At 70.0% G+C, this 14,078-nt stretch carries 9 protein-coding genes; 2 read left to right on the top strand and 7 right to left on the bottom strand.

What is annotated here, in order from left to right; translation table 11 throughout:
- Positions 1-84 precede the first annotated feature (84 nt).
- Both ASE68_RS05030 and ASE68_RS05025 read left to right on the top strand, forming a co-directional pair.
- The gene (locus tag ASE68_RS05030) at positions 85-2,511 is read left to right on the top strand and encodes a glycoside hydrolase family 3 C-terminal domain-containing protein (RefSeq protein WP_055855746.1); all 2,427 of its coding nucleotides are present in this window, start codon (positions 85-87) and stop codon (positions 2,509-2,511) included.
- 3 nt (positions 2,512-2,514) lie between these two features.
- A complete protein-coding gene (locus ASE68_RS05025; RefSeq protein WP_055855743.1) occupies positions 2,515-5,274 on the top strand; it encodes a glycoside hydrolase family 3 protein in 2,760 nt (919 codons plus the stop codon).
- Between the two features lie 88 nt (positions 5,275-5,362).
- Here the strand turns inward: ASE68_RS05025 and ASE68_RS05020 are convergent, their stop codons facing one another.
- The 7 genes from ASE68_RS05020 to ASE68_RS04990 form a co-directional block, all read right to left on the bottom strand.
- Positions 5,363-6,640: an FAD-binding protein gene (locus ASE68_RS05020; RefSeq protein WP_055855741.1), complete on the bottom strand. Its 1,278-nt coding sequence runs from the start codon at positions 6,638-6,640 to the stop codon at positions 5,363-5,365.
- 79 nt (positions 6,641-6,719) lie between these two features.
- Positions 6,720-7,733 (bottom strand): arabinan endo-1,5-alpha-L-arabinosidase, encoded by a 1,014-nt coding sequence (locus ASE68_RS05015; protein ID WP_082462020.1) that lies wholly within the window; start codon positions 7,731-7,733, stop codon positions 6,720-6,722.
- Positions 7,709-9,220, bottom strand: a complete 1,512-nt coding sequence (locus ASE68_RS05010) for an alpha-N-arabinofuranosidase (RefSeq protein ID WP_055860749.1) — start codon at positions 9,218-9,220, stop codon at positions 7,709-7,711. The genes ASE68_RS05015 and ASE68_RS05010 overlap by 25 nt, the downstream gene beginning before the upstream one ends.
- A 112-nt stretch (positions 9,221-9,332) precedes the next feature.
- Positions 9,333-10,274 (bottom strand): carbohydrate ABC transporter permease, encoded by a 942-nt coding sequence (locus ASE68_RS05005; protein WP_082462019.1) that lies wholly within the window; start codon positions 10,272-10,274, stop codon positions 9,333-9,335.
- Positions 10,274-11,290 (bottom strand): carbohydrate ABC transporter permease, encoded by a 1,017-nt coding sequence (locus ASE68_RS05000; protein ID WP_235480766.1) that lies wholly within the window; start codon positions 11,288-11,290, stop codon positions 10,274-10,276. The genes ASE68_RS05005 and ASE68_RS05000 overlap by 1 nt, the downstream gene beginning before the upstream one ends.
- A 19-nt stretch (positions 11,291-11,309) precedes the next feature.
- Positions 11,310-12,641 carry an ABC transporter substrate-binding protein gene (locus ASE68_RS04995; RefSeq protein WP_055855738.1) on the bottom strand — a complete coding sequence of 444 codons (1,332 nt, stop codon included), beginning with the start codon at positions 12,639-12,641 and terminating at the stop codon, positions 11,310-11,312.
- A gap of 381 nt (positions 12,642-13,022) precedes the next feature.
- Complete coding sequence (locus ASE68_RS04990; RefSeq protein ID WP_055855735.1) at positions 13,023-14,054, bottom strand: LacI family DNA-binding transcriptional regulator; 1,032 nt, start codon at positions 14,052-14,054, stop codon at positions 13,023-13,025.
- Positions 14,055-14,078: the final 24 nt, after the last annotated feature.

Here is a 14,078-nt window from a genome sequence, read left to right as displayed (position 1 = left end):
TCGCGCACCCCCAGCGCGTCGGCATCCGCTCCGTCTCCGACAGGGCAGCCAGCACATCGACCAGCGTCGTCCGAGGAGTCCCCCATGCCTGAGCGCGTTCAGCACCTGCTCGACCAGCTGACCCTCGCCGAGAAGGCATCGCTCATGTCGGGCGCGAACTTCTGGAACACGAAGGCGATCCCCCGTGTCGGCATCCCCTCGATCATGCTCACCGACGGCCCGCACGGCCTGCGCAAGCAGGGTGGCGCCGCCGACCACCTCGGCCTGAACGCGAGCATCCCCGCCACCTGCTTCCCGACCGCGGCGACGCTCGCCAACAGCTGGGATCCGGTGCTGCTGCGCCGCGTCGGCGAGGCGCTCGGCACCGAGGCGGCGGCCGAGCAGGTCAGCGTGCTCCTCGGGCCGGGCCTGAACATCAAGCGCAATCCGCTCGCGGGGCGCAACTTCGAGTACTTCTCGGAGGACCCCCTGCTCTCCGGCACGCTCGCCGCCTCGTTCATCTCCGGCGTGCAGTCACGGGGCGTCGCGGCATCCGCCAAGCACTTCGCGGTGAACAGCCAGGAGACGCACCGCATGAGCATCGACGAGGTCGTCGACGAACGCGCGCTCCACGAGCTCTACCTCGAGGGCTTCCGTCTCGCGATCACGGGCGGCGACGCCTGGACCGTCATGAGCTCGTACAACCGCGTGAACGGCACCTATGCGAACGAGAACCAGGAGCTCATGCAGCAGGTCCTGCGCCGGCGATGGGGCTTCGACGGGCTCGTCGTCACCGACTGGGGCGGCAGCAACGACCGCGTCGCCGGCCTCATCGCAGGGAACGCCCTCGAGATGCCGTCGACGAACGGGGTCACCGACCAGGAGATCGTGCGTGCCGTCGAGGCCGGCCTGCTCGACGAGGCCGTGCTCGACGCACGCGTGGCCGAGGTGCTCGAGCTCATCGAGCGCACCGCGCCCGGCGATGCGGCTCCCGCCGACCTCGATGCGCACCACGAGCTCGCCGTCGAGGCCGCGCGCGCCTCGGTCGTGCTCCTCGCCAACCGCGACCGCACGCTCCCCCTCGCGCCAGGGCGCGGTCGCGTCGCCGTCATCGGCGACTTCGCCGAGACGCCGCGCTACCAGGGCGCCGGCAGCTCCCTCGTCAATCCGACCCGTGTCGATTCCGCCCTCGACGCCTTGCGCGCCTCGGCGCTCGACGTCGCCGGCTTCGAACCGGGCTTCACCCGCATGGACGGCTCGTCGAAGCGGCTGCGGCGACGCGCCCTCGAGCTCGCCAAGGGCTCCGACGTTGTGCTGCTCTTCCTCGGCCTCGACGAGTCCGCCGAGGCCGAGGCGGTCGACCGCACCCACATGCGCCTCGCCCGCAACCAGCTCGACCTCGCCGAGGAGCTCATCGCCGTCGGCCGGCCCGTCGTCGTCGTGCTCGCGGGCGGTTCCCCGGTGGAGCTGCCGTTCGCCGACCGCGTCGACGCCATCGTGCACGGCTACCTCGGGGGCCAGGGCGGCGGGCGTGCGATCGTCGACGTGCTCACCGGCGCATCCGAACCGGGCGGCAAGCTCGCCGAGACCTACCCGCTGCGGTACTCCGACGTCGCGTCCTCGACGACCTTCCGGCTCACCGAGGCGACCTCCGAGCACCGCGACAGCATCTACCTCGGCTACCGCTACTACGACAAGATCGGCGCCCCGGTGCGCTATCCCTTCGGGCACGGGCTGGGCTACACCGAGTTCGCGTACGCCGACCTCGTGGTCGACGAGACGACGGCACGACTCACCGTGACGAACACCGGCGAGCGCGCCGGCTCCGAGATCGTGCAGGTCTACGTCGAGGCTCCGGATGCCGCGAACGGCGAGTTCCGCGCCCCGCGCGAGCTGCGCGGCTTCGCGAAGGTCCGACTCGAGCCGGGCGAGCACGCCCGGGTCGAGGTGACGCTCGCCGAGCACGCCTTCTCGGCGTACGACGTCGGAACCCACGACTGGCGCACGGTGCCCGGCAGCTACGCCGTGCTCGCCGGCGCGTCGTCCCGCGACATCCGGCTTCGCGCGACGATCGGGATCGAGGGCGAGGCGTGGTCGCTCGGCGATGCCGCCGACCTGCCGCACTACGTCTCCGGCCACGTGCAGAGCGCCGGCGCCGGCGAGTTCGAGGCACTCCTCGGCCGGTCGCTGCCCGCGGCGGACTGGCCTGCGAACCGGCCGCTCACGCGCGACGACATCATCGCCCAGACGAAGGGCCGCGGCGGATTCGGCGGCTTGCTGTACCGGCTGATCACGACGAGCCACCGCGTGCTCATGCTGCTCAAGCGACCCCATGCGGCGAACAACACGTACTTCGCGCTCGACCTCCCGTTCCGCTCGATCCCGCGCCTCTCGGGCGGGGCGTTCGACGAGGACATGCTCGACGGACTGCTGCTCATGGTGAACCGTCACTTCTTCCGCGGCACTCGCCGCCTCATCAGCGCGGCATGGAAGCTGCGCGCACGAAACACCCGAATCCCGAAAGCGAACTGAGACATGGTCACCCGGAAAGAGATCAAGCAGGACGCGGTCGCCCGCGTCCAGGCCGAGAAGGCCGCGAAGCGCGAGCGACGCGCGGAACTGAAGGCGATGTCGCCTGCGGACCGCTCGGCAGCCAAGAAGGCCGACCGCGCTGCGGCCCGCGAGGCCCGCGCCACCGCGAAGCAGGAGCGCAAGGCGGCCCGCGCCTCGATGTCGCGCGCCGAGCGCCGCGAGCTGAAGCGTCGCGAGCGCGCGTACCGCCGGGTGAAGGCACGTCCGCGCCGCCTCGTCGGCTGGGGCGTCGCCGTCGCCGTCGTCGGCGTCGTCGCCGTGGTCGCCGCACCGACCGTCGCCGACGTCGGCCGCCTGACCTCGGTCAGCGTCGACAGCTCGACGGCCGAGGGCATCGCGGCCCGCGAGCACTCGACCGAGCTCGCCGGCCGCATCTCCGACGAGGGCATCGTGCTGCTCGAGAACGACGACGACGTGCTGCCGCTCGCCGACGACACCGTCAACGTGTTCGGCTTCGAGTCGTTCAACCTCCGCTACGGCGGCGGCGGCTCGGGCGGCGCCGACCAGTCGAGCGCCGTCACGCTCTACGACGCGCTCGAGACCCAGGGCATCGCCTACAACCCCGAGGTGAAGGCCGCCACCGAAGACGCCGGCGCCGAGACCAAGTCCGGCGGATCGGCTAACGGCCTCGTGCAGATCTTCAGCTCGATGCTCGCGGGCGCCGAGGAGAAGGAGCCGTCGCCCGACTACCTCACCGACGACGTGCTCGCCCAGGCGAAGGACTTCTCGGACACCGCGCTCATCGTGCTCGGCAACGACGGGGTCGAGGCCTCGGACTTCACGGCAGATGAGCTGCGCATCACCGACACCCAGCGCGAGCTGCTCGACGTCGTCACGACGAACTTCGACGACGTCGTCATCGTCGTGAACTCGGGCAACCAGATGGAGCTCGGCTTCCTCGACGAGTACCCGCAGATCAAGGGCGCCGTGTGGATCGGCACGCCGGGTCCGCAGGGCGCGACCTCGCTCACGAAGATCCTCCACGGCGACGTGAACCCGTCGGGTCACCTGACCGACACCTACGCGTACGACATCACGAGCGCTCCGTCGACCGAGAACTTCGGCAACTACTCCTACGAGAACGTCGCCCGCGGGCTCGTCGACTACGAGGAGGGCATCTACGTCGGCTACCGTTTCTACGAGACCTTCTACGAGGGCGACGAGGCGGGCTACGAGCAGGCCGTGCAGTACCCGTTCGGCCACGGCCTCAGCTACACCACGTTCGACTGGAAGGCGACCGCCCCGGTCGTCGCCGACGACGAGGTGAACCTCGACGTCACCGTGACCAACTCGGGCGATGTCGCCGGCAAGGACGTCGTGCAGGCCTACTTCTCGGCGCCATACACGCCGGGCGGCATCGAGAAGTCGGCGATCGAGCTCGCCGGCTACGCCAAGACCTCGCTGCTCGAGCCCGGCGCGTCCGAGACGGTGACGATCTCGTTCCCGGTGCGCGACCTGGCGTCGTGGGACGAGCGCGGCGAAGGCGCGTACGTGCTCGACGCGGGCAGCTACGACGTCTCGGTCTCCACCGACGTGCACACCCCGGTCGCCTCGTTCCCGATCGAGATCGCCGAGCAGGTCGTCTTCGACACGGATGCCGCGACCGGCGCCGAACTCGAGAACCGCTTCGGCTACGCCGACGGCGACCTCACCTACCTGTCGCGCGACGACTGGGCGGGCACCTACCCCGATGACGCCGACGTCGCCACGGAGGCATCCGACGAGCTCCTCGACGAGATGTTCCCCACGATCGAGCCGGCCGAGGGCGATGCGCCGGCCTACGGCGCCGACAACGGCCTGCAGCTCGAGGACCTCGCCGGCCTCGCCTACGACGACCCGAAGTGGGAGCTCTTCCTCGACCAGTTCACGAAGGACGAGCAGCTCGCGATCTTCGCGAAGGGCGCCTACCGCACCGAAGCCGTCGAGCGCCTCGGCGTGCCGTCGGCGGTCCTGCTCGACGGCCCGGCCGGCATCAACTCGCTCTTCAGCAAGGTGACGGCCGCGTCGTTCCCGACCGAGGTCGTCATCGCCTCGACGTGGGACGTCGACCTGGCCCGCGACATGGGCGAGGCCGTCGGCGACGAGGCGAACGCCTACGGCGTGCAGGGCTGGTACGCCCCCGGCATGAACATCCACCGCACCCCGATGGGCGGCCGAAACTTCGAGTACTACTCGGAGGACCCGCTCGTGTCCGGCACGATGGGCGCCGCCATGGTCGAGGGTGCGCAGAGCAGGAACGTGCTCACGTTCATGAAGCACTTCGCGCTCAACGAGCAGGAGACCAACGCCCGCACCGGCATCAACGTGTGGGTCGACGAGCAGGCGCTCCGCGAGATCTACCTGCGTCCGTTCGAGATCACGGTGAAGGAGGGCGGCGCCAACGGCGCGATGAGCTCGTTCATCCACGTCGGGCCGCGTTGGTCTGGCGGCAACGAACAGTTGCTGCAGGAGGTGCTGCGCGGCGAGTGGGGCTTCGACGGCATCGTGTCGACCGACGCCGTGCTCGGCGCCTTCATGGACCCCGCCCAGGCGGTGCGGTACGGCAACGACCTGATGCTGGCGATGCTCGGCAACTCGACCGTCTCCACCACCGAGAAGGCGCTGGCCGACGACCCCGTGGGCGTCGGCGAGGGCCTGCGCGACCGCGTGCACAACGTCATGTACGCCCTGCTGCAGACGGACCTGTTCGTCGACGCCGACTGACGCCGGCCGACCTGGTCTGCTTCGTCCCCCGGATCCCGCCGCACGGCGGGATCCGGGGGACGTTCGCTTTCAGGGGCGGATGCCGCGGTCAGAGCCCCAGCCGCTCCAGCAGGTCGTTGCGGAACACGCCGTTCGGGTCGAGGCCGGCCCGGAGCGCGGCGAAGTCCTGCCAGCGCGGGTAGAGCCGCGACATCCGCTCGGCCGCCTCGTCGACGTCGAACAGCTTGCCCCAGTGCGGGCGGGCGTCGAACGGCTCGAGGGCGGCCTGCAGGAGCGGCAGCAGCGCCTCGACCGCGGGCTGGTCGGGCAGCCAGGTGAAGTGGATGCCGACGGTGTCGTGTCCGTGGGCAGGCGAGAGCCAGAGCCCGTCGCCGGCGACGGTGCGGATCTCGCACACCTGCAGCAGTGGGGCGATCGACGACGCGAGCGAGCGCACGACCCCGATCGCCTCGGCCGCGCGCGCCCTCGGCACGAGGAACTCCGACTGCAGCTCGTCGCCGTTCGACGGAGTGAAGCCGAGCTTGAAATGCGGCAACCGCTCGAACCACGGCCCCGGCACGCCCAGCTGGTCGGTGCAGTGCTCGGCCGAGACGCCGGGCAGCGGGTGCCGCTTCACGGTGGCCGCGGTCGCGCCCATCGCCGCGAGCGCGGCCGGCAGGGCGACGGATGCCGCGGCCTCCGTGCGCTGCTTCAGCCACAGCTGGTCGATCACGTCGGGGTCGCGCCAGGTCGTGAACAGGCTCGTCGACGTCGCGCCGCCGGTGACGGCGTCGAGGTCGGCGAGGACCGCGTCGAGGGGCAGCCGCTCGAACACGTGCTGGGCGATCTCGTAGGTCGGCTGGATGTCGAGCTCGAGGGCGGTGACCACGCCCAGCGCGCCGAGCGCGACCACGGCGCCGTCGAAGTCGGGTTCGCCACGGCGGATCGCCCGCACCGAGCCGTCGGCCGTGACGAGCTCGACCGCGGCGACCTGCGTCGCGAGGGAGCCGACCGCGTCGCCCGACCCGTGTGTGCCCGTCGCGACCGCGCCGGCGATCGAGATGTGCGGCAGCGAGGCGAGGTTCGCGAGCGCCCAGCCGTCGCGCTCGAGCGCCTCGGCGAGTTCGCCGTACCGCAGGCCCGCCGAGACGCGCACGGAGCGCGCCGCCTCGTCGACCTCGACGACCTCGGGCAGTCCGCCGGTCTCGATCGACAGCCCCTCGGTGTCGGCGATGCGGTTGAACGAGTGGCGCGACCCGAGCGCCCGCACGCGGGTGCCGTCGTGCGCCGTCGCGGCGACGAGTTCGGCGAGTTCGTCGACCGAACCCGGCCGTGCGAAGCGGCGCGAGCCGTAGGCGAGGTTGCCGGCCCAGTTGCGTTCGGTCATCGTGCTCCTGTCGTCTTGGCTGGTGCGGATGCCGCGGGCATCACGAGTTCGCGGCACGGGGTCGCGTCACGGGGTCGCGTCACCACCGTACGACGGGCCAGCCTTCTTCGTCCCAGTCGATCGTCGCGAGCGCGAGCCGGAACGTCCCGCCCGCGTCGGCGTCGTAGTAGTGGAACGCCAGCACGCCGTCGGCGACGGACTGGCCTCCGGGCCCCACGCGGGCGCCGTCGGTGACGAGCACCGGCGTGCCGCCGTCGTCGAGCATCGGCACGCCGTCGCGGTCGACGAACGGGCCGGTCGCGGCATCCGCTCGGCCCACCGCGATGTTGTAGGTGCTCTTCGCGCCCTGGCAGCAGCTGTCGCGCGAGACAAAGAGGAACCAGTCGCCGTCGTGCTCGACGAGGTACGGCGCCTCGATCGCGGTCGGCGGCGCACCGCGGTCGGCGATGCGAAGCGGCTCCGCGTCGTCGGCCCGCAGCCCGGTCGGCCACGAGAGCTCGACCATGCGGATGCCGCTCCAGAAGGAGCCGAACGCCATCCACGGCGTGCCCTGCTCGTCGATGACGACGCCCGGGTCGATCGCGTTGAAGTCGTCGGACGTGGTCGACTCGATGACCGCTCCCCCGTCGACCCAGTCGAAGTCGGGATCGTCGGGGTCGAGCGTGGAGTTCGTCGCGACCGCGATGAGCGAGGTGTTCTTGCCGAACCGCGACGCCGAGTAGTACAGGTACCAGGTGCCGTCGTGCTCGACGAGCTCGGGCGCCCAGAGGTTGTCGACGCCCTTCACGGCGTCGGTGAGCCACTCGGGCTTCTCGGGCCAGACCTCGCCCTCGTACACCCAATGCTCGCCGTCGGTCGAGGAGCGGATCTGGATGTCGCCCTCGGCGACCGTGCCGTTGCCGGTCGAGTAGACCCACCACGTGCCGTCGTCGTCGCGGGCGAGCGCCGGATCGTGGGTGGCGAGGTCGCCGGAGGCCTCCCACACGCCGCCCGGTGCGCTGCACGCGGTGAGTCCCCCCAGGAGTCCCACCGAGAGCAGCGCCGCCGCGACGCGGGGCGTCGCCCCGCTCAGCCGAGCGAGACGGCCGACCACGACACCGGCGGCAGGGTGATGGTGAGCTCGCCGCCGTCGATCACGATCGACTCGTTCGCGCTCGGGGCGACCCGCTCGGGCTGCTCGAGCGTGTTCTTCGCGTACACGTCGTCGTCGGTGAGGGTGTGCGACTCGAGCACCGACACCTCGCCGAGGCCAGAGATGTCGACCGTCACGGTGAGCGCCTCGGTCTGCGAGCGGTTCACGAGGAACACCGCGGAGCGACCGGTCTCGGCGTCGTGCGTGGCGACGGCGTCGACGAGCGGGACCTCGCCGTAGGCCTTCGTCGAGTACGTCGGCGCGTCGAGCTTCAGCTCGAGCGCGTCGCCCTGCGCGAGGCGCGAGGTGATCGAGAACGGGAAGAACGTCGTCTGGCGCCAGGCGATGCCGCCGGGCTCGGTCATGATCGGGGCGATCACGTTGACGAGCTGCGCGAGCGAGGCGCTCGTCACCCGGTCTGCGTGCTTCAGCAGCGAGATCATGAGGTTGCCGAAGACGACCGCGTCGGCGACCGAGTAGACGTCCTCGAGCAGGCGCGGGGCGACCGGCCAGTTGTCGATGCCCTCGATCTTGTCGACGCCGTGGAAGCGCTCGATGTACCAGACGTTCCACTCGTCGAACGAGATGTCGATGGTCTTCGAACTGCCGTTCACGGCCTTCACGTGGTCGGCGGTCGCGACGACCGACTCGATGAAGTGGTCCATGTCGACCGCCGACGCGAGGAACGAACCGAGGTCGCCGTCGCGCTCCTCGTAGTAGGCATGGCACGAGATGTAGTCGACGTCGTCGTAGGCGTGGGTGAGCACGACGCGCTCCCACTCGCCGAAGGTCGGCATGTGCGCGCTCGACGAGCCGCAGACCACGAGCTCGACCGAGGGGTCGAGCTGGCGCATCGCCTTCGCGGTCTGCGAGGCGATCTTGCCGTAGTCGTCGGCCGAGCGATGGCCGAGCTGCCACGGGCCGTCCATCTCGTTGCCGAGGCACCACATCTTCACGCCGAACGCGTCGGTGCGGCCGTTGTCGATGCGGCGCTGCGAGAGTGCCGTGCCGCCCGCGATGTTCGTGTACTCGAGCAGGTCGAGGGCCTCCAGCGTGCCGCGCGTGCCGAGGTTGACGGCGAGCATGAGGTCGCTGCCGACCTTGTCGAGCCAGCCCTGGAACTCGTGCAGGCCGACCTCGTTCGTCTCGGTCGAGTGCCAGGCGAGGTCGAGGCGGCGGGGGCGCTCCTCGCGCGGACCGACCGAGTCCTCCCAGCGGAAGCCCGACACGAAGTTGCCGCCCGGGTAGCGGATCGTCGAGACGCCGAGCTCCTTCACGAGGTCGATGACGTCGGAGCGGAAGCCCTCGGCATCCGCGCTCTCGTGGCCGGGCTCGTAGATGCCGTCGTAGACGTGGCGGCCGAGGTGCTCGACGAACCCGCCGAAGACGCGGCGGTCGATGCGGCCGACGGCGAAGTGCGGGTCGACGGTGAGGCGTGCGGTGCTCATGATGCTCATTTCAGGATCGAAGTCGAGGGTCGGTCGAGGTCGAGTGGTCGAAGGGTCGAGAGGTCGTTCGTCGCGTGGTCGCGCGAAGGGCGAGCGGATGCCGCGGCATCCGTCACTTGATGGAGCCGATCGCCAGGCCGCCCTGCCAGTAGCGCTGCAGGAACAGGAACGACAGCACGAGCGGGATCACCGAGATGAAGGCGCCCGAGGTGATGAGGTTCCAGACCTGCTCGCCGCCGGCGCCCGCGTTCGAGAGCGCGGTCCACCGGTTCAGGCCGACGGTGACCGGCAGCAGCTGCGGGTCGGTCAGCACCGCGAGTGGGAGGAAGAAGTTGTTCCAGGTACCGACGACCGACAGCAGCAGCACCGTCACGATGGCGGGCTTCAGCATCGGCAGGGCCACCTGGAAGAACGTGCGGATCTCGCCGGCGCCGTCGATGCGGGCCGCCTCGAGCATCTCGTCGGGCACGGCGTCCTGCGTGTAGACGCGCATGAGGTAGACGCCGAACGGGCTGAGCAGCGACGGCAGGATCACGGCCCACGGCGTGTTGATGATGCCGTACTGGCTGAGGAGCATGAACGTCGGAATCACGAGCGCCGTGAGCGGCACCATGACCGAGCCGAGGATGACGCCGAACACGCCGTTGCGTCCGCGGAAGTTGTACTTCGCGAAGCCGTACCCGGCGAGGATCGCCAGGATCGTCGCGCCGATGCCGCCCGCGAACGCGTAGAGGAAGGAGTTGGCGAGCCAGCGCCAGTAGATGCCGCCCTGGTGGGTGAACAGCTCGGCGACGTTCGCGAAGAAGGCGAAGTTGCCGTCGAACCAGAAGGCGGGGCTTCCGAACAGGCCGGCGGTGTCCTTCGTCGCGGCGACGAAGAGCCACCAGATCGGCACGATGAAGTAGATCGCGAGGATGATCAGGAACACGTGCGAGCCGATGCGGCGTCCGCCGGAGCGGCGGTTGCCGCGGGGACCGCGGAACGCGTGGTCGGGAACGCCGGTGACCGTGGTGAGGGCGTCTTTGGGGGCGGCGTCGTTGGCGAAGATGGCCATCACTTGAGTCCGCTCTGCTTGCGGGTGAGGAAGAGGAAGAGGTAGGACCCGGCGAAGACGAGCGCGCCGAGCGAGAACGCGATCGCCGAGGCGTAGTTGAACTGGCTGTACGAGAAGGCCAGCGAGTACGCGTACATGTTCGGCGTGTAGGCCGCGTCGATCGCGCCCTGCGCGATGTTGCGCAGCACCACCGGTTCGGTGAAGAACTGCAGCGTGCCGATGAGGGCGAAGGTGATCACCATGACCATCGACGACGAGATCATCGGGAGCTTGATGCGGGTCGCCGTCTGCCATCCGTTGGCGCCGTCGATGCGGGCGGCCTCGTAGATCGACGGGTCGATCGAGCGCAGCGCCGCGTAGATGACGACCATGTAGTAGCCCGACCACTGCCACGTGACGATGTTCACGAGGCTGCCGAAGACGGTGTCGGAGGCGAGGAAGTCGGGCGTCGGCAGGCCGACGGCGGTGAAGAGCGTCGCGCTCGGGCCGAACTTCGGGCTGTAGAGGAAGCTCCACATGAGCGCGCCGATGACGACCGGGATGGCGTAGGGCACGAAGATGAGCAGCCGCGAGAGCTTCGACAGCCACGACGTGAGCGAGTCGAGCACGAGCGCCGCCGCGAGGGCGACGATCAACTGCGCCGGGATCATGACGATCGCGAACGCGGCGACGCGCAGCAGCCCCTCGAGGAAGAGCGGGTCGGTGAACGCCTTCGCGTAGTTCCCGAGGCCCGTGAACTTCGTGCCGGTGGCCAGCGTCGACGTGAACAGGCTCATGCCGAAGGCGTAGAACAGCGGGAACACCAGGAACAGGGCGAACACCGCGAGGAACGGGGAGACGAAGAGCCAGCCCCAGCGTTGGCGGCGTCGTTCGAGGCGCGAGCCGCGGGAACGCGGCGCGGACGTGCGGCGCGTCGCGACGGGCTGCGGCCCGGCAGTGGTCTGGGTGGTCATGCTCGTCTCCTCGTCGAGGCGGTCGGTGGTGAAGAGGTGGGCGGATGCCTCGTGGTCGGCCACGAGGCATCCGCCCCGCCTGCTACTTCAGGGTGAAGCCCTGTTCGCCCGCATACGCCTCGAGCGAGGCCTGCAGGTCGTCGAGCGCCTGGTCGGAGTCCTTCTCGCCCTGCGTCATCGCGTAGAGCTGCTCGGTGAGCTGGTCGTACGCGTAGTTCTGGAACGGGCTGAACGTGAAGCCGGTGTAGCCGGCCGCGGCGTCGAGGAAGACGTCCTTGTTGATCTGCTGACCGCCGAAGAACGGGTACTCGAGGTCGCGGAAGTAGTCGGACTCGAGGATCGGCTTCCACAGCGGGAACAGGGCGGCCTTCTCGATGCCGATCTTCCACGCCTCCTCGGTGCCGAAGACCTCCTTGGCCACGACGGCCGCGGCTTCCTTGTCCTTCGCCTGGCTGGTCACGGCGAAGGTCGAGCCGCCCCAGTTGATCTGCACGGGGTTCGCGGGGTCCCACTGGGGAACCGGCGCGGCGCGCCACACGGCGTCGCTGTCGGCATCCGAGAGGCCGCCGAGGTAGCCGGGGCCCCAGGCCGCGGCGACGTAGATGGCGTAACTGCCGTCGACGAGCTTGGTGTTGTAGTCGGCCGTGAACGCGTCGTCGGTGGCGACGAGGCCCTTCGAGACGAGGTCGTTCCAGTAGGCGTTGACCTTCTTCGAGCCCTCGTCGTTGACGTCGATGCCGATCTCGGTGGGGTTCGCGTTGTCGTACTCGAACGGCACGGAGCCGGCCTGGGCGAAGAGCGCCTGGTTGTAGGCGCGGCCGTTGGTCGGGAAGTCGGCGAGGACGCCCGGCGCGCCCGCGTCCTTCAGCGTCTGCGCGGCGGCGGCGAACTCGTCCCACGTGGTGGGGGCCGTGATGCCGTACTCGTCGAGGATGTCCTGGCGGTAGAGCATGCCCATGGGGCCGCCGTCGACCGGGATCGCGTAGACCGCGGCGCCGCTCGAGACGTCCTTCCATGCGCCCTCGGTGTAGTCGCCCTTCACGTCGTTCGCCCCGAACTCGGTGAGGTCGACGAGTCCGTCGCGGATCGAGAAGCTCGAGAGCACCTCGGACTCGAGCATGATGACGTCGGGCGCGCCCGAGCCGGCCTCGAGCGCCGTCGAGAACTTCGTGTACTCGTCGTTGCCCTGGCCTGCGTTCGTCCAGCAGATCTGGACGTCGTCGTGGCTCTCGTTGAACAGGTCGACGACCTCTTCGAACGACGGGTACCAGGCCCAGACACTCACCTGGGTGGCGTCGGCGTTCACGATCTTGTTGGTGCATTCCGTGGCGGAGGATTCGCCTGCGCTGCAGCCGGTGAGGGCTGCGGCCGCGATGGCGACCGTGCCGCCGACGGCGAGGAGCTTGCTCTTCATCGTGCGGTGCTCTTTCTGTTGCGGTGGACAACTCTGTCTGTGGTGCGCCCGGTCTCCGGGTTGTACAACGTTGTAAAGTAAACGTTGTAGACACATGATGCCGAAGGGTTCGTGCGCTGTCAAGTCCGTTCGGGACAGGGCGTGCGTCCGGGCGGGACGGGGCTTGCCAACTCCCGCCTCGCGGCGCGCGGAGGCCCGCCGACACGCCGAGCAGTACCCGCGAGGGACACGAGTTGCGGCCTCACGCGGCGCCATCCCGCAGAATGCGTCCCCGCGGCGCTCGGGCCCCGCATGTCGTCGCGGCGGGCGGGCGGGTCGCCGCACCGGGCGGGCCGGGCGCCGGCCGCCGGGCGCCTGGCGCCTGGCGCCGGCATCCGCCGCTCAGGAGACGCGCTGCGCGACCGTCGCGACGGCGGATTCGCGCTCGGCGATGCGGAAGTCGGCCAGCAACAGGCGCGGCGGGCCGGGTTCGGCGCCCGCCGCGATGCGCTCCATGAGCGTCGCGACGGCGGTCTGCGCGATCCAGTCCTGGCCGGGATCGACCGTCGTGAGCGAGGGGATCGAGTACCCGGCCTCGTCGAGGTCGTCGAAGCCCATGACCGCGACATCCTCGGGCACCCGACGACCCGAGACCTGGAGCACGCGCATCGCACCGAGCGCGAGGGTGTCGTTCAGGCCGAACACCGCGTCGAACGAGGCACCGCGGTCGAGCAGCTCGGTCATCGACCTGGCCCCGTTCGAGCGGTGCCAGAGCGTGGTGTACCCGATGAGCGACTCGTCGTACTCGATGCCGTGCGCCTCGAGCGCCTCGAGGTAGCCCTGCATGCGCAGCGCGGCCGACCCGACGACCTCGCCCTCGTGCGCGCCGACCACGGCGATGCGACGTCGTCCGGATGCGATGAGGTACTCGGTCGCCGCGCGCGCCGCCTCGACATTGCGCATGGTGACGTGATCGGTCGGCCCGCCGAAGATGCGCTCGCCGAGCAGCACGATCGGGAAGTCGACCGCGAGGCTCGCGACATCCGCCTCGCTCATGCCGAGGGCACTGAAGATCAGGCCGTCGGTCATCTTGAGGCGTGGGCTGCGCAGCAGCTCGAGCTCGCGATCGCGATCGCCGCCGGTCTGCTCGACGAGCACCACGAGCCCGGCGGCCTCCGCCGCCTCGATGACGGCCGCCGCGAGTTCGGCGAAGTAGCTGAGGCCGAGTTCGGGCACGGCGAGGGCGATCGCCCCGGTGCGGCCAGACTTCAGGCTGCGCGCCGTGAGGTTCGGCACGTAGCCGAGTTCGACGATGGCCGCTTCGACGCGCTCACGCGTGGCGGGGCGGATGTGCGGGTACGCGTTGATGACGTTCGACACCGTCTTGATCGACACGCCGGCGACGCGCGCCACGTCGTGCAACGTCACAGCCATGTCGCCTCCCGGTTTCCTGCGGGT

The sequence above is a fragment of the Agromyces sp. Leaf222 genome, assembly GCF_001421565.1.
GTDB lineage: Bacteria > Actinomycetota > Actinomycetes > Actinomycetales > Microbacteriaceae > Agromyces.
Note: the sequence above shows the minus strand (reverse complement) of the source record. Positions and strands in the feature narration are given on the sequence as shown.